The sequence below is a fragment of the Mesorhizobium sp. KACC 23794 genome, assembly GCF_052180275.1.
In the GTDB taxonomy this organism is placed as follows: Bacteria; Pseudomonadota; Alphaproteobacteria; order Rhizobiales; family Rhizobiaceae; genus Kumtagia.
This window is the reverse complement of sequence record NZ_CP197465.1, coordinates 5,740,240-5,761,722: the sequence shown is the minus strand read 5'-3', so window position 1 is coordinate 5,761,722 and position 21,483 is coordinate 5,740,240. Positions and strand designations below refer to the sequence as shown.

Genomic DNA, 21,483 nt, shown 5'->3' with positions numbered 1-21,483 from the left:
CTCCCAAATGATGGAATATCGCCATGACCGATCGCCCGCCGCTTCAGGATCCTCGCAAGCAATATCCGGCACCGCCTTTTCCCGAGCAGCGGCAGCCCATGCCAGGCCTTGCCCGAAAAATGGACCCCGTCCCCGATCATGGCGAGGAGAGCTATCGCGGCTCCGGCCGGCTGAAGGGGCGCAAGGCGCTGGTGACCGGTGGAGATTCGGGAATAGGGCGCGCGGCGGCGATCGCCTTTGCCCGTGAAGGCGCGGATGTCGCGATATCCTATCTGCCGGAGGAAGAGGCGGACGCCAAGGAAGTCATCGCTCTCATCGAGAAGGAAGGGCGTACATCCATCCCACTGCCGGGCGACATCAAGGATGAGGCGTGGTGCCGGGCGTTGGTGGAAAAGACCGTCACCGGCCTGGGCGGTCTCGACATCCTGGTGATCAATGCCGGCCGCCAGCAGTACCGGGACAAGATCGAGGATTTGACGACCGACGACTTCGACAAGACCATGAAGACCAATCTCTACGCGCTCCATTGGATCGCACAAGCGGCGGTCCCGCATATGGCGGCAGGCGCTTCTGTCATCACCACGGCCTCCATCCAGGCCTATCAGCCTTCACCGATCCTGCTCGACTATGCCACGACCAAGGCCGGCATCGTCGCCTACACCAAGGCGCTCGCGAAGCAACTGATCGAACGTGGCATCCGCGCCAACGTCGTCGCGCCCGGCCCGGTCTGGACGGCGCTACAGCCTAGCGGCGGGCAGCCGGATGAAAAGGTCGAGAAGTTCGGGGAGGACAGCGATTTCGGCCGGCCGGGCCAACCGGTCGAGTTGGCGCCAGTATTTGTGCTCCTCGCCTCACAAGAAGCAAGCTTCATCAATGGGGAGGTCTACGGTGTGACCGGCGGCAAGGGAGTTGGTTGAGGACTTCTTCCGGGCGACCGGGCATGTTTGAGGGCTTCAAGCCGGAATTCATCGATGTGGGCGAGGCCGTACTGCGCGTCCGTCATGGGGGCTCCGGTCATCCGGTTCTTCTCTTGCATGGTCATCCGCGCACGCATGCAACCTGGCACCGCGTTGCACCGCTTCTGGGCGCTGAACACACCGTCGTCTGCCCGGATCTGCGCGGTTTTGGACAGTCATCGAAGCCGGTTGACACACCGGATCATGCGGGCTCGTCAAAGCGCGCAAAGGCCGCCGATTGTGTCGCGTTGATGCGCAAGCTCGGATTCGAGCGTTTCGCGGTCGTGGGACATGACCGCGGCAGCTACACGGCCTTCCGCGCGGCGATGGACCATCCCGAAGCCATCACCCATCTGGCCGTACTGGACGGTGTGCCGATCCTTGAAGCGCTGGAACGCTGCGACGTCGGCTTCGCCTCGGCCTGGTGGCACTGGTTCTTTTTCGCCCAAGCCGAAAAACCCGAACGCGCCATATTGGCAAACCCCGAGCTTTGGTATCCAGGCACACCGGACCAGATGGGAGAAGAGGCCTACGCCGACTTCATGGCCGCAACGCGCGATCCAGAAACGATCCATGGCATGCTGGAGGATTATCGCGCAGGCCTCGGCCTTGATCGGCAACACGATGAAGCGGATCGACGCGCCGGACGCAAGGTGCAATGCCCGACGCTTGCGCTTTGGTCGCTGCGCGACGATCTCGAACGACTTTACGGCGATGTGCTCGGCGTCTGGCGACCATGGACCACACGGCTGGAAGGACGCGGTCTGGACTGTAGCCACCACATGGCGGAGGAGGCGCCCGAGGAACTTGCGACCGAGCTGCGGCGGTTTCTAAGCGAGGCCGGAGAATAGTCGGCGGCTTCCCAACCCCCTCACTGACGAAGGTAACTTCGATCAATTCGCGCCAGCGTGTGGCGCCGGCTCCTCGGTGGAGATTGCATCGGTCGTTCGGCCCGGCAACTCCGGAGATCCATCGGCGTGGTCGATGGTGATTTTGACCGGGCCCGCCTCGATCTCGCCAAAGGGCGACGCGAACGCAATCTCCGCCGCGTCCCGGCCGACGCCGATCCGGACCAATCCATCGAGATTTGCTTGCCGCGTTCCATCGAAGAGCCACCAGCGGCCGCCAAGATAGGCTTCGAAGACGGCGTGGAAATCGCGGGGCTCCAGCCCGTAGGCATAGCAGCTGACGAAGCGCGCCGGAATATTGAGCGCGCGGCAGAATGCGATGCCGAGATGTGCGAAGTCGCGACAGACTCCTGCCCTGAGTAGTAGGCTTTCGTCGGCAGTGGTTTGTTCGTTCGACGAGCCGCGACGGTAGTCGATATTGTCGTAGAGCCAGTTGCAGATCGCGGTGACGCGGCCGTGCCCCTTTGGCAAATCGCCAAACTCACGACAAGCAAATGCAGATAGCCTGTCCGAGGGGACGAACCGCGACGGCAAGAGGAAAGGCATGATGTCGAGCGGTATCGCGTCGAGCGGAGTTTCACCGATCGTCGCGGGGTCGGCGCGAAAAACATCGAGGGTGACATCGGCCTGGTAGACGACCTCTAGCGGGCCGGGCTGCGCTGAGACACTCACATAGCGATTCTGGATGTCGGGAACGGTGTAAGTCCGACGCGGAAGGTCTGGCGTGACAGTCAGCCGCTCAACCAGGCCATGATGCCTGAGCAACCTTGCCACCTCCAGATTGAAGATGAAGACGGTGGGCGCTTTCACCTCGTAAGAGAGCTCACACCCCAATCTGTATCGAACGGTCGTCACATGTCTCATCCTTCAGTTCGGCGATCTCGACGGTAAGATCAACTCTTAGTATCGCTGCCGCGTCCCGTCGGATCGATAGCGTCCGCGATCGCTTCCTTCTTGGCTCCGGGAAGCACGGTCATCATTAGGATGAATGCAGAGAGGATGAGGCAGACGCCGTTGGTGATGATGATGGGCCACTCCGCCTTCAGCAACCCGAAGGCCAGCCATAACGCAAAACCCAAAACAGTCAGCGCGTACATCGGTGCCGAGATACTGCTGGTGTCGCGCGTCTTGATGATTTTCCAGGCCTGCGGCGTGAAGCTGGTCATGGAACATATGGCTGCAAGATATCCGACGATGGTAACCGTTTCCATCGATGCAAAGCCCATCTCAGGAACGACCCGGCTCAGAGCTATCCGCCCGCGCTAGCTCCGAAACGCGAACGACCCCGTGCTGACTGACGAAAGTGAGGGTGGAATTCGTGCTCTGTGCTTGAGATACACCGGAAATCTGGTGATCGCCGGTGTCGTAGGAGGTGGTCTGGCCGTGATCGTCGATGACCAGGCGACGCTTCAGTGGAAACACCGCGTAGCGCATGTCATTCTGAGATCCAACGGAAGAAGGGTTTCCGAGTTCTTGGGGCCACCATGAACCGGCATGCAGAGTGCCGCCAGAGCGACAACTGACGACAAAATCCGCGTCAGGGTGCTCCACCGGGTGCTCGCGCAGGTACCTCGACAGTTCACCGGCAATGGCATCGAGCTTGGCTTTAAGGCTGTCGTTGAACATGTCGCCGACCATGGTCATGCCGGAAGACCATTGCGACATACCGCCGAACTCGGCATGGCTGAACTGCGCCATGGTCCCGCCGCCGCGGCGCAGGGCCTCGAAAACCGTCCTCACAGCGTCCTCGGACACGCCGTGCTCGCGAGCAAGCCTGGCGACGACTTCGGCCGCTTCCTGGGCGCTTGTCATAGAATGTTGTCCTCGCATTTGTCTCCGACAAACTGCGCGCCCCAGGCAGCGGTTCCAGACTCTCGGGTGGCCACTCTCGAAAGGGCCGCAAATACCCTTGCAGTGCGCCCGCGCCGTAGTCTGGCCTCAAGGAGGAACTGGGCCGCTCTCACAAGGAACTTAAGGGCTTAGGCCGGCATTGAGAGTGATCTGAAGTCCCATTTCTCCAAAAGGAAATAATGGTATGGCCAAGACCACTAGACAGTCGTCGGACAAGCCCGCGACGATCCATGATCAAAAGCTGACGCGCGGGAACGGAGGCGAGCTTCACCAGATCGCCGAGGACGACATGGATGTCCTGACGACCGCGCAAGGCGGTCTGGTGGCCGATGACCAGAACACGCTTAAGATCGGGGAGCGTGGTCCGACGCTCATCGAGGACTTCCATTTCCGCGAAAAGATCTTCCACTTCGACCATGAGCGCATCCCCGAACGCGTTGTGCACGCCCGCGGCTATGGCGCGCATGGCTTCTTCGAGACCTACGAGTCGCTCGCGGCCTACACGCGTGCCGACATCTTCCAGCGCGCCGGCGACAAGACGCCGGTGTTCGTGCGCTTCTCTACCGTCGCGGGATCGAAAGGTTCTTTCGACTTGGCACGCGACGTGCGGGGCTTTGCCGTCAAATTCTATACGCAGGAGGGCAACTGGGATCTGGTTGGCAACAACATCCCGGTCTTCTTCATCCAGGACGCCATCAAGTTCCCCGACATCATCCACGCGGTGAAGCCCGAACCCGATCGGGCCTTTCCGCAAGCGCAATCGGCGCATGACAATTTCTGGGACTTCATCAGCCTCACCCCGGAATCGATGCACATGATCATGTGGGTCATGTCGGACCGCGCCATCCCGCGATCCTTCCGGTTCATGCAAGGATTTGGTGTCCATACGTTCCGGTTGGTCAATGCCAAGGACGAATCGACCTTCGTCAAATTCATCTGGAAGCCGAAGCTCGGCATGCAGTCGGTGGTCTGGAACGAGGCGGTCAAAATCAATGGCGCCGATCCTGATTTCCATCGGCGCGACCTGTGGAATGCCATCCAGTCCGGGGATTTCCCGGAATGGGAGCTCAACCTGCAGCTCTTCGACCAGGAGTTTGCGGACAGTTTCGACTTCGACGTCCTCGATCCGACCAAACTCATTCCGGAAGAAATCCTACCGCCGGTTCCGGTCGGCCGACTGGTCCTGGACCGCATGCCCGACAATTTCTTCGCCGAGACCGAGCAGGTCGCGTTCATGACGCAGAATGTTCCGCCCGGCATCGACTTCTCCAACGACCCGCTGCTGCAGGGTCGTAACTTCTCCTACCTGGACACGCAGCTGAAGCGGCTTGGTAGCCCCAACTTCACGCATATCCCAATCAATGCGCCGAAGTGCCCATTCCACCACTTCCAGCAGGACGGGCATATGGCGATGCGCAACCCTGTCGGGCGCGTGAACTACCAGCCGAATTCCTTTGGCGAAGGCCCTCGGGAATCGCCACAGCGGGGTTTCAGGTCGTTTCCGGACGCGGAGGAAGGTCAAAAGGTTCGTTTGCGCGCGGAAAGCTTCGCCGACCACTACAGCCAGGCGCGACAGTTCTTCAACAGCCAGACGGCGCCAGAGCAGCGCCATATCGCAGCGGCATTGACCTTCGAACTGAGCAAGGTCGAGACCGTAGCCATTCGCGAGCGCATGGTCGCGCACCTGCTCAACATCGACGAGGGCCTCGCCGAGACAGTTGCCGACAAGCTCGGCATGAAGGAACTGCCCAAGCCGGCGGATGCCGCGGTTGCGCCACGCGACGATCTCGAACCCTCGCCAGCGCTCAGCATCATCGAAAACGGCCCGGAAACTTTTGCAGGCCGCAAGGTTGGCGTGCTTGTCAGTCCCGGCGCCGATGCGGCATTGCTGAAGAAGCTGCAAACAGCGATCGAGAAAGAAGGCGCCGTCATGGAGGTCGTCGCGCCAAAGGTCGGCGGCGTCGAGGCGGCTGACGGCAGCTGGATCGCGGCAAAGCACATGATCGACGGCGGGCCTTCAGTGCTGTTCGACGCCGTGGCACTGATCCTCTCTGAAGAGGGAGCTGAGCGCCTGACTGGTGAGGCTGCGGCCCGCGACTTCGTCGCCGACGCCTTCGCTCATTGCAAGTTTATCGCGTTCACGCCGGGTAGCATCCCGCTCTTGCAGAAGGCCGGTGTCGATCCTGAAGCTGACGAAGGCCTGATCCAGCTCGAGGATCCGAAGGCGGTCGCCAAGTTCATCGACTCATGTCGGAAGCTCCGTCTTTGGAGCCGGGAAATGGCCGTCAAGCTGTGACCGGTGCGAATACTCTCGGAGGAGTGCCGAATGCAAATTGTTCGAACTGATGTCTCTCGTGCGACCGCGTTGACCGGAGAGCCTGTCCTGCGGGTTCTCTTTTGCGGAGAAGGCGGGGACTGCGTGACTGTCGACATGGCCAGCGTCGAATCTGGAAGCGACGACGCAGCTCTTGATCGAGCACGCGCAATCCTGGTGCAAACCGCTACTTTCGGCCTGGCGGCCAACGATTACGACACGCGAAGCAACGGCAATTTTGACGAAGTCGCCATCACGGCGGCCACCGATGGAAACGAGGGGATCTACATCTTCGAGTATCGTGACGGCGAAGGCAGCCGGCAGGTGCCGCCGTCGAGTATGCCGAGCTTCGACGCGGCGCGTGAGGAGGCGATTCGCTGCGCAATCGATCTTTTGGTGGACCTAGAGCCGGGTACCGACGCTTTGACAGGGTGGCTTGTGCGAGTGCGCAACGACAGTGGCGAATTGCTGTGCGCGATCGACGTTCAAGAGGCTGAAGCTGCCCGCCAGTTGAGGCAATGATCCGTGAAAACGTTCGTTCGGGACAATGGCCTCACGATTGCGCTGGTGGCTCTGTTCCTGTTCAGCGGGCTGGGAATGATCTGGTCCGGTCATTCCGCCTACAATGAAGAGCTTCAGCACCACGGCTCTCCAGCAATCGGCCTGCTAGCGTATCTGATGAGCGGCGATTTCCTATCGGCCCTTTTCGAGAACTGGGAGAGCGAATTTCTGCAGATGTCGGCCTACGTCATGCTTACCGCGATTCTGTTCCAGCGTGGCTCGGCCGAATCTCGCGATCCCGACGATCCAGACCGACCTGACGATGAATTACCGGCTACGACCCGGAGGCGGGACCCGGTACTCTCATGGCTCTATTCCTACTCCTTGGGCATAGCGCTGGCCGTGTTGTTCGTCGTCTCCTTTGCCTTTCATTGGTGGGCGAGCCTGGCGGCCGCCAACGCGGAAGCGCTTCGGCACGGCGGAGAGGAAGAATCGCTTGCCAGTTACCTCATGGATGCCAACCTATGGTTCGAATCCTTCCAGAATTGGCAGTCCGAATTCATGTCGACCGCAGTGCTGGTCCTCTTATCGATTTTTCTGAGACACAAGGGCTCTCCGGAATCGAAGCCTGCTGGGGCGGCGAATTCCGAGACGGGCGCTTAGTCCCGGCGCCGCGCGTCCTCTACTCCTCCGGGTTCAGGTGGTAACGAAAGCGTTCCCGGATGTGCTCATTGAAGAAGCGGCCTTTTGCGAAGGCGGCTCTGAATGCGGCATAGACCTCCGCAGGAACACCTTCGTAGTCATAGCGCTTGCCGCTCGCAACGAACCACACGGACAGAACCTCCCTCTCGGGATCGTATTCGCACTTGCGGATCGAGGTCGAAGGCATGGAGTCGCCCTAGACTAGACGAGCGCCATGGGCATGTAGCGGATGATGACCTTGTCTTGCCGGAACCGGCATTCGAGCTCGGCGCGTCGGCGTCGCCAATCGTGCAGATCGATTTCTTCCGCCATCACTTCGAAGATAATGATGTCGTCATTGTCGGTTTGACCGCCTTCCCGCCAAAGACCTTCTGCCGGGGCCTGCAAATAGGCGGTAACGCCCTTGAAATCAGCCGCCAGTTCCTCCTTGACTCGATTGAAATCTTCCCGCGCGAAAGGCTGACCGGCGTTGTCGGCTCGGGGGAGAAGGATCTGGAACAGGTGCATGATTTATACTCGCTGACAGCAGTCAACCATTGCAAAGCCTACCGCGTTCCTTGATTGAAGGCCTGTGCTGCGTTTAGCCGTGCCCCCTGAACCTTGGAGGTTTGCGCGCTCCTACGGCAGCAGGCCCGCGGCGCGCAGAGCGTCCTCGATGGCCTTTTTTACCGCTCCAGCTTGCGATCCCCGCATGTCATTTCGAGGCGGTTCCGCAGGCCTGGCCTTCGCAGGTTCCTCAGACGCGGCCCGAAGCTGAAATGTTGATGGTGTCGTCTCGCCCCTTGGCGTGGCAGACCTCGACCTCGCTGCCCCGCTCGAGTCAGCGGCATCACCGACACCCCAGAACCGCGCTATCTCACGGGTAGACGAGATGCCTACATCGAGCATGTAAGGCCCGGCCGTGCCGAGGCCGTTGCCGATGGGCGCACCGTGGCCCATGCCCGCAATCATATTGATCTCGATCTTCGCTTCGCCTGCTTCGTCAGCCCAGACTTGCCTGCTTCGTCCGCGCTCGCTCGTCGAATGCGTCGGCGCCTGGTCGAGTTTGTGCACGCCGCGCCACTGCGCAGCGATGGACTCCGCGTTGGCAGACGCCACAGTGTGATCGGCAGAGCCCTGCCAGATCGAAATCCTGGGCCACTCCCCATTGTGCTTGGAAGCTTTTCGCACAAGCCGCTGCAGTTCTTGCTCGGAGGGACCGCCATGGCCGCGCATCCGATCGAAAGCTTCGGGAACGGTTGTCGCGCATCCGAAGGGCAGCCCGGCAATGATGCCGCCGCCGGCGAACACTTCGGGATAAGTAGCAAGCATCGTTGCGGCCATGGCGCCTCCGGCCGAAAGACCGGTGACAAATATCTGCTTTCGGTCCAGGCCGTGGGTAACGACCATCGCCTCGATCATCTGCTGGATCGAAGAGACTTCGCCGTAATCGCGGGCAGTGTCTGCCGGCAGGAACCAGTTGAAGCAGAGGTTCGGGTTGTTGGCGCGTTGCTGCTCGGGATAGAGAAGCGCGAAACCGGCCTCGTCAGCGAGTTGGGACCATCCCGAGTGATGGTCGTAGCCGGCGGCATTCTGGGTGCAACCGTGCAGTACGACGACGAGCGGCGCGCCGTTCCGGAGGTCAGCAGGCAGATAGTATCGCGCCTGCAACGCGCCGGGATTGGAGCCGAATTTTCCGAGGGTGGAGAGGCGATCGGCGGATGTGATGGAGGTGGGATGTGTGTTTTGTAGCCCGCGCAACGCCGCAAGGCGCGCGATCGTATCGGAGACTTTTCGCAAATGGGCCGTCCTTGTTTTTTTGACGCCCCGGATTGGACGGCGTGTGTGCAACGCACTCGCAGCAATATCGTTGCTGCACTGCACAATAACAAGGGAGAGACTGACGTAGTGGGAGGTCGGCCGGCCGGCCCCTGCGGGCCGGCCGATCTGCAAGTCAGCGTCGATCGGTGAGGTAGAGCGTCTCTTCGTCGTCGCGTTGCCTGCCGCCTAGGGCCGCGGCGGCACTGGCGATGAAAGCGCCGACTATGAGAGAGAGCGCACCCAATAAGGCAAAGGTTGCACCGGCTTTTCGTGCTGTGTCGGCAGCCTCCTGCGCGGTAACCTTTGCCTGCTCCACTTGGGCGAGAACCGCATCGACCCGTGCCGTCGCATCCGCCTGGGACAGGCCTGTGCGTGCCGCGACGAGTTGGCCAAGGTAAGTTTTGTCGTCCGCGGAAACCTCGCCGGCAGCCGCACTTGCAACAAGAATGCGCGAGGCCTGGGCAGCAGCCGCCGCGTCACCCTCGGCGCCTGGCGCCGCGAGCCTCGCGGGATCGCTAGGCCGGAACAACGCGTCCACAAAATAGGAGGTCGCATTAGCCCCGCCACCTTCTCCAGCATTCGCAGCTGCACCTGCGGAGGCTCCCATTGCGGCTCCCGAGGCAACGGTCGAAGCCGCCTGCACGCCGGTGCCGATCGCCGAAGACAACGCGGAGCCCAGCACGAAAACGACCAGCATTGTCGCGAGCGCCCAGGCCATGAAGCCATGCGCGGTATCCCGGAAGTAGGTCTCGTCCGTGTGGATACCGACCCACTTGGTGCGAAGTCGTCCGGTGAGATAGCCGCCGAGGCCTGACGACAGCCACTGCACGATCACGAGCCAAATCGCAGTGGAGACCGCGAAGGTCGTCACGCTGGCGCTTTCGCCAGACCAAGGAGAGACCATCGTTAGTCCGAGTCCGGAGCCGAGCAGCATGAGGACAAAGGTAAGCGTTGCGGCAGCGAAAGCGCCGGCAACGATTGGACCCCAACTGACTGCCGAGGAGGAGGATTCCACTGGGGCGGCGACGTCTGTCGCCGAAAGTGTTGAAGCCATGGTGTTCACCTATCGCATGAACAGCGCGAGGAGGATGATGATCGGTATTGGAATGCCGAGAAGCCAGAGCAGAATGCCGCGACCCATGTTGGTCTCCTGTCAAAAATAGGAATACAAGTTGAACAGCCACCCGATAGTTGGCGGGTGGCTGTGTTAGTCAGGCGGCCTTGGCCATCTCGTTGACGGACGCATCCGCCAAGCCGGTCAGCGCCTCGTCCGTCATCGACTCCTCGCCAAGCGTTTGCTCGAGCAGCGCGGCGGCATCGCTCATACCGAGCACTTCCGCCCAGCGCTTCAACGTGCCGTAGCGGGTGATCTCGTAATGCTCGACCGCCTGAGCCGCGGAGATCAGGCCAGCGTCGAGCGCCGCCGTGCCCTTGAACTCCTCAGCGATTTCGTCGCCCTCTTCGAGAATGCCGTCGATCGCCGGGCATGTCTTGCCTTGAGGACGCTTGCCCATCAGTTCGAACACCTGCTGGAGGCGCTCGACATGTCCTTCAGTCTCGTCCTTATGCTTTTCGAAGGCCGCCTTGAGCTCCGGTGAGGAAGCCGCGCGCGACATCTTCGGAAGAGCTTTCAGGATCTTCCTTTCCGCGTAATAAATGTCTTTCAATGTATCGTGGAAGAGATCTTCCAGCGTCTTTTCTTTTGCCATGGGAGTTTTCCTTTGGTGCGCATGTTCGCTACGCTGCCATTCACGAGGTCGTGAAGCGCATGCTCAACAAGCGCGCAGCGGATCAAAGGTTCCCGAAACAGGCGGACCGGCCATGCCGACGCCCGAGTCCCGTATACCCGCAATCGGCTCAGCCGCACAGGCGCGTTCGGTTAGTCAGTCGTCGCAAGATAGCTGTGGATGTCGACGGCGGCGATCGCCGCATGCCCGAAGGCTACCGCGATTTGGTTGATTTCGTCGACGACGTCGCCTGCAACATAGAGGCCGGCTATGCCCGTGCGCTGGTGCGAGTCTGTGACGAGATTCTCGGCTTCGTCGAAAGCTGCGCCAAGATCGGTGGCGAGCCTTGAGCGCATCGTGCAACCCATGGCCGGGTAGATCGTGTCGAATGAGAGCGTTCTTCCATCAGGAAGACTTACAAGAGCTCCATGACCCTCAGCGCTCACCGAATCCGGGAGACATTCTTCAACAGTAACGTCAGCCCCGTTGAGCAATTCGCTCGAGGTGGGGTCAAGGTCAGATATCGGCTCAGTCACGAGCAAAGTGACGTCGCTCGAATAGGTCCGCAAGAACACGGCCTTCTTTGCCGCCTGGTCTGCCGGGCCCATTACCGCGACGCGTTTATCGATGACCTCGTAGGCGTCGCAGATCGGGCATAGCCGCAGCGAACCACTTGCGATCATGTCGGTCACACCCGGTATGGGAGGGAGCGTATCAACAATGCCGGTGGCAATGAGCACCGCGCGAGCCCGAATGGGAAAGGAAGCCGTGGCGACGAAGTCACCTCCGTCGCGCCGGAGGGCCGTCACTGTATCGCTGACGAGGTCAACGTTGCCCATCAGCGCCTGCTGCCGCAGGCGGTCAAGCAGGTCGACCCCGGCGATACCGTCGGGAAAACCAGGACAGTTGTGACTGACGGGAATCCACTTCGCGCGGCTTTCGCCGGCGTCGACAACGATGACCCGACGACGAAACCGCCCGAGGTAGGTTGCGGCGGTCAAGCCTGCTGGGCCGCCGCCGATTATAAGACAGTCGCACACCGTGTCGTGGATCGGATCGTCTGGTATGCTGAGTTTTGGAGGATTGCGCTCACTCACTTATTTGTCAGCCGAACCGGGCTCAGCCATCTTCCGATGCTGCTCTGCGAGCACGCCCGCTGGCGTAACGTTGGCAACGGCGGACTGGACTTTGTTTTTCATTCCGCTGACGATATCGCCATCGCCCCGCATCATGGCGTCCCAACCTGTCTTGGCGACATCGGCGGGATCGTCTTTCTCCTGCTGGCCGACCTTGGTATCAAGCATATCGGCGCGCTCGAAGAAGCGCGTTTCGGTCGCGCCTGGCATCAGGCAGGTCACTGTGATGTCCGTGTCCTTCGGTTCATTACGCAGCGCGAACGCAAAACTGTTCACGAAGGCCTTCGTGCCGTTATAGACGGCCTGGAACGAGCCCGGCATGAAACCGGCGATCGAGCCAGTCAGAAGTATTTTGCCCCGGTTGGCCTCCCTCATGTCGCGCCCAACCTTTTGCACGAGATAAATCGTGCCGACGATGTTGGTGTCGACCACGCGCCTTGCCTCCTCAAAATTCTGGTCGAGGAATGCGTGGCCAAGGCCGCGACCGGCGTTTGCGATCAGGATTTCGACCGGACGCCCCAACTCTCGCGCGGCATCATAGAGTTCGTCGACACCCCCCGTGTAGCGAGATCAGCATGAACGGCTCGAACCTTGGCTCCCTTGGCCTCGATCGCCCCGGCGGCCTGGTGGATTTCCGGCTCGTCGGCCGCGATGATCAGATCATATCCCTGGTCTACGGCGAGCTTGGCTAGTTCGAGGCCAATGCCGCTCGAGGCACCCGTGACGATGGCGAGGGGGCGTGAGGTTTCAGACATGGATTTCCGCAGTCAGGGCTTGAGAACGACTTTGATGCAGCCGTCCTTCTTATCGTTGAACATCTTGTAGAGGTCGGGGCCTTCTTCGAGGCTCGCCGTGTGGGTGATCACGAAGGACGGGTCTATGTCGCCGTTCTCGATGTGAGCCAGCAGCTTCGGCAGGTATCCTTGCACAGGTGTCTGCCCCATCCGCATCGTCAGACCCCGGTTGATGGCGGATCCAAACGGGATCTTGTCGAGAAATCCGCCGTAGACGCCGACAATGGAGACCGTGCCGAAATTGCGGGCGCAGTGGATTGCCTGACGCAGAACATGCGGCCGGTCTGTGCCCATAAAGGTCGCGACCTTTACGCGATCAACCATTGCGTAGAAGCTGGAATTGGCGAGCGGCTCCGTACCGACGGCATCGATGCAGGCATCTGCTCCGCGCCCTTTGGTCAGTTCCTGGATACGGTCGTAGACATCTTCATCGAGGAAATCGATCGTAATGGCGCCGGCGGCCCGCGCCAGTTCCAGGCGCTCCGGAACCGTGTCGATGGCAATAACGCGCTCTGCGCCGAGCAGGAAGGCGCTCCGGAGCGCCATCTGTCCAACAGGTCCGCAGCCCCAGATAGCAATGGTGTCACCCTGCTGGATGTCGCAGAAGTCTGCTGCCATGTAGCCCGTCGGGAATATATCGGAGAGGAACAACACCTGTTCATCGCTCAGACCTGCCGGCACCTTGATCGGGCCGACATCGGCGTATGGAACACGAAGATATTCCGCCTGGCCGCCAGGGAAGCCGCCGAGAAGGTGCGAATAGCCAAACAGCCCGGCTGGCGAATGACCCCAAAGCGTCTCGGCCTTTTCCTTGCTTTTTTGCGGATTGGACCGCTCGCAGCCGGAGAAGGCGCCGCGCTTACAGAAGAAGCACTCGCCGCAGGCGATAACGAAGGGCACCACAACGCGGTCGCCGACTTTCAGGTTGGAGACGTCTGACCCAACTTCGACAACCTCTCCCATGTTTTCGTGGCCGAGCACATCGCCGCTGTGCATGTCAGGGATGACACCGTTGTAAAGGTGGAGATCGGAGCCGCAGATGGCGCAGGAGGTGACCTTGATAACCGCGTCCGTAGGCGACTCAATGGTGGGGTCGGGCACGCTCTCGCAACGAATGTCATGTTTGCCGTGCCAAGTGAGTGCGCGCATCGAAACCTCTCGCTGAATATAAGGGTTCTAATTTTCGGACCCCCTTTTTGTTCCTTGATGCGCAAACCGGCGAGGGATCGACGTGCTTTGTCATGAACCCGGGAGAGCAAAGGATGTGGCCGCTTGGTGGGGGAGGCCTCTTGCAATTGTGAGTTCACTTTTGCCCCGTTCGCGGCATAGTAGCCTGGAGAAAAGGAGGAAGATCATGGCGTCCTTTTTCGCTCGTTCACCACAGGCCGTCGCGAAGGAGTATGTGGGATCGCGGTCGAAATCTCGGCTCATTTCGACCAGCCAGGCATTGCGCGCGATCCGGACGGCTCTTCCTCTTTGCGCCCTTGGCGACCGGGAATTGGAGGATCTGGTGGCGGCCGCCGCAATAGAGGCTGGCTTCGATATACACTTTGATCTTGAAGAAGACGCCCTGACAACTTTGCGGCAGAGTAAGGTCAAGACACCAGAGGTGGGCCAGGAACCCTCCTCCAATACACGCTCAGCCCAAGGCTGAGAGCTTCGGCCCGGCAGCACTGTGGACCAAGGCAGCTACTCTTCCGACGAACGAGGGGGCATCGGAGCTACCGGAAGAGCGCGTTTGTGTGCGGTGCTCGAATGCGTTCGAAGTATCTGCGCGCGAGCCGCCTCGTCGATCTCGCGTCCCTCCAGGAAGTCGTCGATCTGATCATAGGTAACGCCATAAGCATCTTCGTCTGGGCGAAGCGGAACCAGGTTCTCGAGATCCGCCGTCGGCACCTTGGCAACGAGACCCGGCGGAGCACCCAGATCCGCCGCCAAGGCTCGAACTCTGCGTTTGTTGAGTCCGAACAGAGGAAGGATGTCGGCGGCACCGTCACCGAACTTCGTGAAAAAGCCCATCAATGCCTCGGCCGCATGGTAGGTGCCGATGACCAGGCCACGGTTGGCTCCGGCAAGCGCGAACTGAGCGATCATGCGCTGACGAGCCTTGATGTTGCCGAGCAAGAAATCCTCGCGTCCCGCGTCACCGAGATCTGTACCGGATCGCTTGATCGAATCCAGCATAGCGTCGGCGGCCGGCTTGATGTCGACACGGTGCACTTCGTCGGCGCGGATCGAGTCCAGGGCCCGTTGGGCATCACTCTCGTCTGCTTGGATTCCGTATGGCAGCCGAACGGCCAGGAATTTGGCCTCATATCCCGTCGCTCGCAATTCTTCGACTGCGCGTCGAGCAAGAAGGGCAGCAGCTAGTGAATCCACGCCGCCGCTAATCCCGAGTACGTAGGCTCCAGACCCGAGGCACGCAGGTAGGTGCCGAGGAAGTCGATGCGCCGATTCGCTTCCAGTTTGACATCAAAGCTTGGAGCTACGCCCAAGGCACCGATGATCAGTTTCTGTTCGGTCATGCGGTGGCGCTCCTGACGTTATAGCATTCCATCTATCCGGGCCGCCACGAGATCGGCGGCGGTCACGGTCTCGACCTGCATGCCGAAGCGGCTCTCATAAATCCCGAGCATGGCATCGTGGGTAGAGTCCGCCCCCGAACAGATCGCGTCCGCGACAATGATGACGCGGTAGCCAAGGTCGATGGCGCCCATGACGGTGGCAAGCACGCAAACCTCCGTCTCCGCCCCCGAAACGATGAGCGTATCAACCCCCGCCGACTGGAGTCGCGCATGCAGAGATCCACGCCATGCCGACATGACGGATTTGTCCTCGATCGACGCTGGGGGCACGAAGCGGGACAGATCGGGGACCAGATCAATCAGTCCTGGGTCCAGCCGAGTACGCGTCATCGAATCCCACTTGCGCCAATACCGGCGCCAGGCGCCGCTGATATCGTCCGGAGAACGTGGAGGAATAAAGCGAGTGAAGATTGTCCGTGCGGGGTCAACTTCGACAACGGCGATGACGTTGGGCAAGACCCGCTCCATCCAAGGAGTGTGCCATTCCGTCGGCTCCGCGAACATCCGTTGCATGTCGATGCAAAGGTGAACCCAGTGCCCTCGAAGCGGTCCAAAGCGCAGGCCTTCCTCCAATTTCGTCAAGGCTGGGCAGCTTTCCTGACGACGCTCTCCGCCTCTGCCTTGTTCATACGACCGACGACCTTGGCTTCCTTGCCATCGGCCACTTGGTAGGCGACGAGAAAGTCCTCGAGATCCTTGAGTTCGGCCGACGGGATTTCAGAGAGCGCATAGGGCGGACGATCCTGATGCAGCAACAGCGGGACCGCCAGCAGACGGTCATTTCGCTGGGGATTTCCCTCGCTCGACCCCTCCATCGCAATCCCCCCAATAGCCGGCACCGGACCAGCGAGCCCGTTGGCAGGTCTGCATCCGTTATCAGCAAAACATCTAGCGGGTCGCCATCCTGAGCTTTGGTCGATGGGAAGAAGCCAAACGGAAACGGGAAGGCGAAACGCATGGCGAGCAACTTCTTGGCTCTAAACAGGCCCGTCTGCTATCATACGCGAATTTATCATAGGCGAATTTTGTGCGGCTTCCTCGCGGTGTCTCGACCACCACATTGTAGCCGCCCTCTACATGAAGAGCGATTCCATCGATCGGTGCATGCATGGGCAGATAATTCCGTGCGCCCCTCTGTGTTCCGGGTCAATCGAACTCGATCCAGGCCGGAGCATGGTCGCTAGGCTTCTCCCAACCGCGCACGTGGACATCGACCCCGGCGTTACGGAGTTTAGCGAGGAGCGAGGGATCAATGAGGAGATGATCCATTCGAAGACCGGAGCTGCGATCGTAGCCGCCGCGATACGAGAAATTCCAGTATGTGTAGATACCTTTCTCCGGATGAACGTGCCGCACGGCGTCAATCCACCCGTCCTCAAGCATTTGCCCATATGCCTGCCGGCTCTCCGGAAAATAAACTGCATCGCTCAACCATCGCCTAGGTACGACGGCGTCGATCGGCGTCGGAACCACGTTGTAGTCGCCACAGAGAACACTCGGCGCCCCCTCTTCACGCAAGAGTCCGGCGTAGCTGATTAGGCGATCAAACCAACGCAGCTTGTAGTCGAACCTCGGGCCAGGCGCGGGGTTTCCATTCGGCAGGTAAAGGCATCCGACTACGAGACCGTCAACGTCGGCCTCGATGTAGCGGCTATGGGTATCGTCGGGATCGCCCGGCAGGCCGCGCCGACGTTCCGTCGGCGCTGTACCTCGCGCGAGAATGGCCACGCCGTTGTAAGATTTCTGCCCGTGCCAAATCGCTCCGTAACCGGCCTGCCGGATCGCCTCGACAGGAAACTTGTCGTCCGATGTCTTTAGCTCCTGAAGACAGACGATGTCATAGGCGGTTTCTGCCAGCCATTTGAGCAGGACTGGCAGCCGACCGTTGACGCCGTTCACATTGAAGGTCGCGATGCGGGTCATCGGCCGACACCGGCAGAGATAGAGGACGCAGCCAGTGCAGAGTGGTCTATTTCTGTTCCGAGCGCGGAAAACTTCATACGCTCATTTTTTCCCCAGCTTGTCTTCTACCTTCTTGCGGCTGTTCCCGACCGACTTCACGGCGGACTTGACGTTGGCCTTGCTGGCGCCGGTCTTGCCCGCCTCGTACTTGACTTCATGATCTTGGCCACCAGCGACCCTTGCGCGGTCTTGGTTGCGGCCACGTGATGTTGTTCCTGTGTTTGCCATTTTGTCCTCCGGGTCCGTAGTTCAGTCATCAACAACGCGCCCGGACTCTTCCGGTTCAATATCAAGCTATTGCCTTTGACTATGGGGTGACAACGACCCCCGCAGCGGCCAACGGTTCCCTCGCTCGCCGAGCCGAGTAGCGATTTCCATCTTGCCCTCCCGGCAGCCCATCTAGAGACCTCTCAGCCCCGGCGACCGCGTTCGGGTCGTGACTCCGCTGGTCAAGGGGAACCAAGGGCGGCGGCATAAGGGGGGAACATGTTCTCCCCCTCTAGCATTCTGGTTGAGGACAACTTGTTTCCCTATCGAGGACGCGATGGCGCAGGACAAGCTTAGTAATTACAAGGCCAAACGCGACTTCGAACTCACGCAAGAACCGAGCGGCAGGGAGGCGATCAAGCCTTCCAACCGACGCCGATTTGTCATCCAGAAACATGACGCGACCCGACTACACTATGATCTACGCCTCGAACTGGATGGCGTCTTCAAATCTTGGGCCGTAACCCGAGGCCCCTCGCTCGATCCGCATGACAAGCGCCTCGCCGTCGAGGTGGAAGATCATCCCCTCGACTATGGCGACTTCGAAGGGACAATTCCGAAGGGCCAGTACGGCGGCGGCACTGTCATGCTTTGGGACCGCGGCTATTGGGAACCGGAAGGCACGAAGACCCCTGAGCAGGCTCTTGCGAAGGGCGATTTCAAGTTCACGCTTGAGGGTGAGCGCCTGCACGGCAGCTTCGTGTTGGTCCGGATGGCCCACGACCGGGAACGAGGCAAACGCACCAACTGGCTGCTGATCAAACACCGCGATGAGTTCGCCGTAGAGACAAACGGGGCTGCGGTTCTGGAAGAGAATAACACGTCAGTCGCTTCCCGCCGCACCATGGAAGCCATCGCTGCCGGCAAGGGTCGTAAGCCGAAGCCATTCATGCTGCAGGGCGGCAAGGTAGAGGCAGATGCCGTCTGGGACAGCCGCACCGGTCTCGCTGCCGAGGAGCGCCAGGCCGAGGCGCGGGGAAAGAAGAAAGCGAGTAGCGGCAGGGTCGCTCGCCTCCCCGACTTCATCGCTCCGCAGCTTTGCGAGACGCTTGCGCGTCCGCCGTCGGGAAACGGATGGCTGCACGAGATCAAGTTCGACGGCTACCGCATACAGATGCGCGTGGCCGCCGGCGAGGCAACGTTGAAGACGCGCAAGGGGCTCGACTGGACCGCCAAATATCCGGCTATCGCGCGAGCCGCCGGCAGTCTGCCGGACGCCATCATCGACGGAGAAATTTGTGCGCTCGACGAGAACGGCGCACCGGACTTTGCCGCCCTTCAAGCTGCGTTGTCAGAGGGGAAAACCGACGCGCTCGTCTATTTCGCTTTCGATCTGCTGTTCGAAGGCGGCGAGGATCTTCGCGCCCTATCGCTGGGCGAGCGCAAGGCGCGTTTGCAGCAGTTTCTCACCGACGCCGGCGCGAATGACCGCCTTCGCTTCGTCGAACACTTCGAGACCGGCGGCGAGGCGGTCCTGCGCTCGGCCTGTCGCCTGTCGCTCGAAGGCATCGTCTCGAAGCGCGCCGACGCTCCCTACGTCTCCGGCCGAACGGAAACATGGGCGAAATCCAAATGTCGCGCCGGGCATGAAGTGGTGATCGGCGCCTATGCGACGACCAACGGCAAGTTCCGCTCCCTCCTGGTCGGCGTCAATCGCGGCGATCACTTTGTCTATGTCGGTCGCGTCGGCACGGGTTACGGGGCTGCCAAAGTCAAGGAACTGCTACCGAAGCTGAAGGCAATGGAGGCCGCGAAGTCGCCCTTCACCGGGATTGGCGCTCCAAAGAAGCAGCCCGGGGTGGTCTGGCTTAAGCCTGAACTGGTCGCCGAAATCGAGTTCGCTGGCTGGACTTCCGACGGGCTCGTACGCCAAGGCGCTTTCAAGGGACTCCGCGAAGATAAGCCCGCCGCGGAAATCGAGGCAGAGAAGCCCGCTTCTCCGACAACGACCGAGGTGCCGCAGCCGGCGCCGCCGACATCGTCGAAAACCGTCCGTCGGGGCGGCAAGGTTGATGTCATGGGCGTTCTGATTTCGAACCCGGACAAACCGCTCTGGCCAGACGCCAACGACGGCAGTGCCGTCACCAAGGAAGATCTTGCACGCTACCACGAAGCCGTCGGATCGTGGCTGATCGAGCATATCAAGGGCCGGCCATGCTCCCTCATCCGAACCCCGGACGGGATCGGTGGCGAGCAATTCTTCCAGCGCCATGCCATGCCGGGGACCTCCAATTTGCTGGAGTTGGTCACGGTGTTCGGCGACAAGAAGCCTTATCTGCAGATCGACCGTGTGGAAGGCCTGGTTGCCGTCGCCCAGATCGGTGGTGTGGAGTTGCATCCGTGGAATTGTGCACCACAGCAGCCCGAGGTACCGGGCCGCCTTGTGTTCGACCTCGATCCAGGCCCGGATGTGCCGTTCTCTCGGGTCGTCGAAGCTGCAAGGGAGATGCGCGATCGTCTCGCAGCCCTTGGTCTCGTCAGTTTCTGTAAGACCACCGGCGGCAAGGGGCTACACGTCGTTACCCCGCTCGCCGTCACCAAGCGCAGCAAATTGACCTGGCCAGACGCCAAGGGATTTGCCCACGATGTCTGCCTGCAGATGGCGCGCGATAATCCTGAGCGCTATCTGATCAAGATGGCCAAGAACCAGCGGCATGGTCGGATCTTCCTCGATTATCTCCGCAATGATCGCACGGCGACGGCCGTTGCGCCGCTGTCGCCGCGTGCACGGCCCGGCGCCACCGTGTCGATGCCGATCACCTGGAATCAAGTCAAAGCCGATCTCGATCCCAAGCGCTACACGCTTCGCACCGTGCCGGGACTCCTAGCGAAGACGACGGCGTGGAAGGACTATGATGATGGTCACCGGCCGCTGGAGCCCGCGATCAAACAACTGGCAGAGTCGATGAAGATCGCTGCCTGAGTCAGGTCTCGCGATCGGCCATATCGAATACCGCCGCATTGTCCTGGATCTCGCGCAGGCCCTTATAGGCATGGCGTAATTTACCGTCATTGCTCCAACCGCGGAATTCGATCTCTGCGATCAAAGTAGGCTGTGCAAGGACGATGTTTTTGCCCTTCAACGGTACCGCAGCGGTCTTCGTTCTCAGCTTGTCCAGCGCCGTCCGGAGAAAAATCGCGTCCTTGCTGCTAAAGCCGGTGCCGACCGAGCCGACGTAGATCCAGTCAGATCCAAGCTTCCCCGCAAGCAGCAGACTGCCGATCCCCCCGCGGGCTGCGGCTGAGGCTTCGTACCCGACAATCATGAAGCTCTCGCTCCGGATGCATTTGATCTTCACCCAGTCGCCAGTCCGGCCGGAGCGATATGGCTGGTCAGACTTCTTGGCGATGATGCCTTCGAGCCCGATCTGGCAGGCCTGTTCTAGCAAATGGGCTCCATCCGCTTCGATCTCCTCGGAAAGGCGGATCGCGCGATTGTCGGAAGGGGTCACGATGTCTTCGAGCAGATGACGGCGCATAGACAGGTCCGACCCAGTGAGATCATGTCCGTCGAGATAAAGTGGATCGAACGCCATCAAGACGGATTCGGTCGAAACCCTCTTCCCGCCGCGCCCGCCGAGAGACCTCTGCAAAGCGCCATAGTCCGACCGCCCGCTGCTGTCGAGCACCACCGCCTCTCCGTCGAGGATTGCCGTGTGGACATTCAATTCCTTGGCGGCAGCGGCAATCGAAGGAAAGCGGTGCGTCCAGTCGTGGCCGCCACGGGTGATGATGCGAACGTCCTTCCGCTCGATGTGGATTGCAAGGCGGTACCCGTCCCATTTGATCTCGAAAATCCACCCAGGGCCTGTCGGCACGCTCGGCTTCAACAGTGCAAGGCAAGGTTCTACGCGCTGCGGTATCGAGTCGAACGGCAGATCCGGCTGCCGCGCATCGCGCTTGCGCAGTGGGCGGGACCGGATAAAAGGCTCGGCATTTGCGAGCAGCAGAGCCGCCGTTTTGGAGGGTCGTCGCATGCC

21 protein-coding genes and 3 pseudogenes are annotated in these 21,483 nt (G+C 60.7%); 7 read left to right on the top strand and 17 right to left on the bottom strand.

The window, feature by feature from the left end; all coding sequences use genetic code 11:
* Positions 1 to 23: 23 nt before the first annotated feature.
* A complete protein-coding gene (locus ACSBOB_RS28080) occupies positions 24 to 917 on the top strand; it encodes an SDR family oxidoreductase (protein WP_442579316.1) in 894 nt (297 codons plus the stop codon).
* Positions 918 to 940: 23 nt separating this feature from the next.
* On the top strand, positions 941 to 1,807 hold the full coding sequence (locus ACSBOB_RS28075) for an alpha/beta fold hydrolase (protein ID WP_442579315.1): 867 nt from the start codon (positions 941 to 943) through the stop codon (positions 1,805 to 1,807).
* A 42-nt stretch (positions 1,808 to 1,849) separates the two neighbouring features.
* Here the strand turns inward: ACSBOB_RS28075 and ACSBOB_RS28070 are convergent, their stop codons facing one another.
* From ACSBOB_RS28070 to ACSBOB_RS28060, 3 genes are read right to left on the bottom strand one after another with little or no spacing between them, the layout of a single operon-like run.
* Positions 1,850 to 2,719 (bottom strand): transglutaminase-like domain-containing protein, encoded by an 870-nt coding sequence (locus tag ACSBOB_RS28070; protein WP_442579314.1) that lies wholly within the window; start codon positions 2,717 to 2,719, stop codon positions 1,850 to 1,852.
* 38 nt (positions 2,720 to 2,757) lie between these two features.
* Positions 2,758 to 3,075 (bottom strand): SemiSWEET family sugar transporter, encoded by a 318-nt coding sequence (locus tag ACSBOB_RS28065; RefSeq protein WP_442579313.1) that lies wholly within the window; start codon positions 3,073 to 3,075, stop codon positions 2,758 to 2,760.
* A gap of 16 nt (positions 3,076 to 3,091) precedes the next feature.
* Entirely contained in the window at positions 3,092 to 3,676 is a 585-nt protein-coding gene (locus tag ACSBOB_RS28060) for a hypothetical protein (RefSeq protein ID WP_442579312.1), read from the bottom strand.
* Between the two features lie 223 nt (positions 3,677 to 3,899).
* Here ACSBOB_RS28060 and ACSBOB_RS28055 point away from each other — a divergent pair, with 223 nt between their 5' ends.
* The 3 genes from ACSBOB_RS28055 (at position 3,900) to ACSBOB_RS28045 (ending at position 7,193) form a co-directional block, all read left to right on the top strand.
* On the top strand, positions 3,900 to 6,011 hold the full coding sequence (locus ACSBOB_RS28055; RefSeq protein ID WP_442579311.1) for a catalase: 2,112 nt from the start codon (positions 3,900 to 3,902) through the stop codon (positions 6,009 to 6,011).
* 123 nt (positions 6,012 to 6,134) lie between these two features.
* Complete coding sequence (locus ACSBOB_RS28050) at positions 6,135 to 6,551, top strand: DUF6894 family protein (protein ID WP_442579310.1); 417 nt, start codon at positions 6,135 to 6,137, stop codon at positions 6,549 to 6,551.
* A 3-nt stretch (positions 6,552 to 6,554) separates the two neighbouring features.
* Positions 6,555 to 7,193, top strand: coding sequence for a DUF6766 family protein (locus ACSBOB_RS28045; RefSeq protein WP_442579309.1), 639 nt, complete (start codon positions 6,555 to 6,557; stop codon positions 7,191 to 7,193).
* A 19-nt stretch (positions 7,194 to 7,212) separates the two neighbouring features.
* Here ACSBOB_RS28045 and ACSBOB_RS28040 read toward each other — a convergent pair whose 3' ends face one another.
* The 8 genes and pseudogenes from ACSBOB_RS28040 to ACSBOB_RS28005 form a co-directional block, all read right to left on the bottom strand.
* Positions 7,213 to 7,419, bottom strand: coding sequence for a KTSC domain-containing protein (locus ACSBOB_RS28040; protein ID WP_442579308.1), 207 nt, complete (start codon positions 7,417 to 7,419; stop codon positions 7,213 to 7,215).
* 14 nt (positions 7,420 to 7,433) lie between these two features.
* Entirely contained in the window at positions 7,434 to 7,739 is a 306-nt protein-coding gene (locus ACSBOB_RS28035; protein WP_442579307.1) for a hypothetical protein, read from the bottom strand.
* 111 nt (positions 7,740 to 7,850) lie between these two features.
* On the bottom strand, positions 7,851 to 9,011 hold the full coding sequence (locus tag ACSBOB_RS28030; RefSeq protein WP_442579306.1) for an extracellular catalytic domain type 1 short-chain-length polyhydroxyalkanoate depolymerase: 1,161 nt from the start codon (positions 9,009 to 9,011) through the stop codon (positions 7,851 to 7,853).
* 154 nt (positions 9,012 to 9,165) lie between these two features.
* Positions 9,166 to 10,086, bottom strand: a complete 921-nt coding sequence (locus ACSBOB_RS28025; protein ID WP_442579305.1) for a hypothetical protein — start codon at positions 10,084 to 10,086, stop codon at positions 9,166 to 9,168.
* 157 nt (positions 10,087 to 10,243) lie between these two features.
* A complete protein-coding gene (locus ACSBOB_RS28020; protein WP_442579304.1) occupies positions 10,244 to 10,741 on the bottom strand; it encodes a YciE/YciF ferroxidase family protein in 498 nt (165 codons plus the stop codon).
* Positions 10,742 to 10,911: 170 nt separating this feature from the next.
* Entirely contained in the window at positions 10,912 to 11,856 is a 945-nt protein-coding gene (locus ACSBOB_RS28015) for an NAD(P)/FAD-dependent oxidoreductase (protein WP_442579303.1), read from the bottom strand.
* A pseudogene (locus ACSBOB_RS28010) lies at positions 11,857 to 12,650 on the bottom strand (SDR family NAD(P)-dependent oxidoreductase). It abuts the gene before it with no gap.
* Between the two features lie 12 nt (positions 12,651 to 12,662).
* Positions 12,663 to 13,838, bottom strand: coding sequence for a zinc-dependent alcohol dehydrogenase (locus ACSBOB_RS28005; protein ID WP_442579302.1), 1,176 nt, complete (start codon positions 13,836 to 13,838; stop codon positions 12,663 to 12,665).
* A gap of 205 nt (positions 13,839 to 14,043) precedes the next feature.
* Here ACSBOB_RS28005 and ACSBOB_RS28000 point away from each other — a divergent pair, with 205 nt between their 5' ends.
* Positions 14,044 to 14,343 (top strand): hypothetical protein, encoded by a 300-nt coding sequence (locus ACSBOB_RS28000; protein ID WP_442579301.1) that lies wholly within the window; start codon positions 14,044 to 14,046, stop codon positions 14,341 to 14,343.
* A gap of 35 nt (positions 14,344 to 14,378) precedes the next feature.
* Here ACSBOB_RS28000 and nadE read toward each other — a convergent pair.
* From nadE to ACSBOB_RS27975, 5 genes and pseudogenes are all read right to left on the bottom strand, one after another.
* Positions 14,379 to 15,214, bottom strand: a pseudogene (nadE, locus tag ACSBOB_RS27995) (ammonia-dependent NAD(+) synthetase).
* 18 nt (positions 15,215 to 15,232) lie between these two features.
* The gene (locus ACSBOB_RS27990) at positions 15,233 to 15,847 is read right to left on the bottom strand and encodes a cysteine hydrolase family protein (RefSeq protein ID WP_442583857.1); all 615 of its coding nucleotides are present in this window, start codon (positions 15,845 to 15,847) and stop codon (positions 15,233 to 15,235) included.
* 5 nt (positions 15,848 to 15,852) lie between these two features.
* Positions 15,853 to 16,232 (bottom strand): annotated as a pseudogene (locus ACSBOB_RS27985) (inorganic diphosphatase).
* Between the two features lie 188 nt (positions 16,233 to 16,420).
* Positions 16,421 to 17,197: an exodeoxyribonuclease III gene (gene xth / locus ACSBOB_RS27980; RefSeq protein WP_442579300.1), complete on the bottom strand. Its 777-nt coding sequence runs from the start codon at positions 17,195 to 17,197 to the stop codon at positions 16,421 to 16,423.
* An 81-nt stretch (positions 17,198 to 17,278) separates the two neighbouring features.
* Positions 17,279 to 17,464, bottom strand: coding sequence for a DUF3606 domain-containing protein (locus tag ACSBOB_RS27975; RefSeq protein WP_442579299.1), 186 nt, complete (start codon positions 17,462 to 17,464; stop codon positions 17,279 to 17,281).
* Between the two features lie 316 nt (positions 17,465 to 17,780).
* On the opposite strand from ACSBOB_RS27975, the gene ligD (ACSBOB_RS27970) reads away from it, so the two are divergent.
* Entirely contained in the window at positions 17,781 to 20,426 is a 2,646-nt protein-coding gene (gene ligD / locus ACSBOB_RS27970) for a DNA ligase D (RefSeq protein WP_442579298.1), read from the top strand.
* A gap of 1 nt (position 20,427) precedes the next feature.
* On the opposite strand, the gene ligD (ACSBOB_RS27965) is transcribed toward ligD (ACSBOB_RS27970), so the two are convergent.
* Positions 20,428 to 21,480 carry a non-homologous end-joining DNA ligase gene (gene ligD, locus ACSBOB_RS27965; protein WP_442579297.1) on the bottom strand — a complete coding sequence of 351 codons (1,053 nt, stop codon included), beginning with the start codon at positions 21,478 to 21,480 and terminating at the stop codon, positions 20,428 to 20,430.
* Between the last annotated feature and the right edge of the window lie 3 nt (positions 21,481 to 21,483).

Bases quoted from the DNA above. Each gene is read 5' to 3' on its own strand.
- ACSBOB_RS28080 (WP_442579316.1), top strand. From the start codon at position 24: ATGACCGATCGCCCGCCGCTTCAGGATCCTCGCAAGCAATATCCGGCA.
- ACSBOB_RS28075 (WP_442579315.1), top strand. From the start codon at position 941: ATGTTTGAGGGCTTCAAGCCGGAATTCATCGATGTGGGCGAGGCCGTA.
- ACSBOB_RS28065 (WP_442579313.1), bottom strand. From the start codon at position 3,075: ATGGAAACGGTTACCATCGTCGGATATCTTGCAGCCATATGTTCCATG.
- ACSBOB_RS28060 (WP_442579312.1), bottom strand. From the start codon at position 3,676: ATGACAAGCGCCCAGGAAGCGGCCGAAGTCGTCGCCAGGCTTGCTCGC.
- ACSBOB_RS28055 (WP_442579311.1), top strand. From the start codon at position 3,900: ATGGCCAAGACCACTAGACAGTCGTCGGACAAGCCCGCGACGATCCAT.
- ACSBOB_RS28040 (WP_442579308.1), bottom strand. From the start codon at position 7,419: ATGCCTTCGACCTCGATCCGCAAGTGCGAATACGATCCCGAGAGGGAG.
- ACSBOB_RS28035 (WP_442579307.1), bottom strand. From the start codon at position 7,739: ATGCACCTGTTCCAGATCCTTCTCCCCCGAGCCGACAACGCCGGTCAG.
- ACSBOB_RS28025 (WP_442579305.1), bottom strand. From the start codon at position 10,086: ATGGCTTCAACACTTTCGGCGACAGACGTCGCCGCCCCAGTGGAATCC.
- ACSBOB_RS28020 (WP_442579304.1), bottom strand. From the start codon at position 10,741: ATGGCAAAAGAAAAGACGCTGGAAGATCTCTTCCACGATACATTGAAA.
- ACSBOB_RS28005 (WP_442579302.1), bottom strand. From the start codon at position 13,838: ATGCGCGCACTCACTTGGCACGGCAAACATGACATTCGTTGCGAGAGC.
- ACSBOB_RS28000 (WP_442579301.1), top strand. From the start codon at position 14,044: ATGGCGTCCTTTTTCGCTCGTTCACCACAGGCCGTCGCGAAGGAGTAT.
- xth (WP_442579300.1), bottom strand. From the start codon at position 17,197: ATGACCCGCATCGCGACCTTCAATGTGAACGGCGTCAACGGTCGGCTG.
- ACSBOB_RS27975 (WP_442579299.1), bottom strand. From the start codon at position 17,464: ATGGCAAACACAGGAACAACATCACGTGGCCGCAACCAAGACCGCGCA.
- ligD (WP_442579298.1), top strand. From the start codon at position 17,781: ATGGCGCAGGACAAGCTTAGTAATTACAAGGCCAAACGCGACTTCGAA.
- ligD (WP_442579297.1), bottom strand. From the start codon at position 21,480: ATGCGACGACCCTCCAAAACGGCGGCTCTGCTGCTCGCAAATGCCGAG.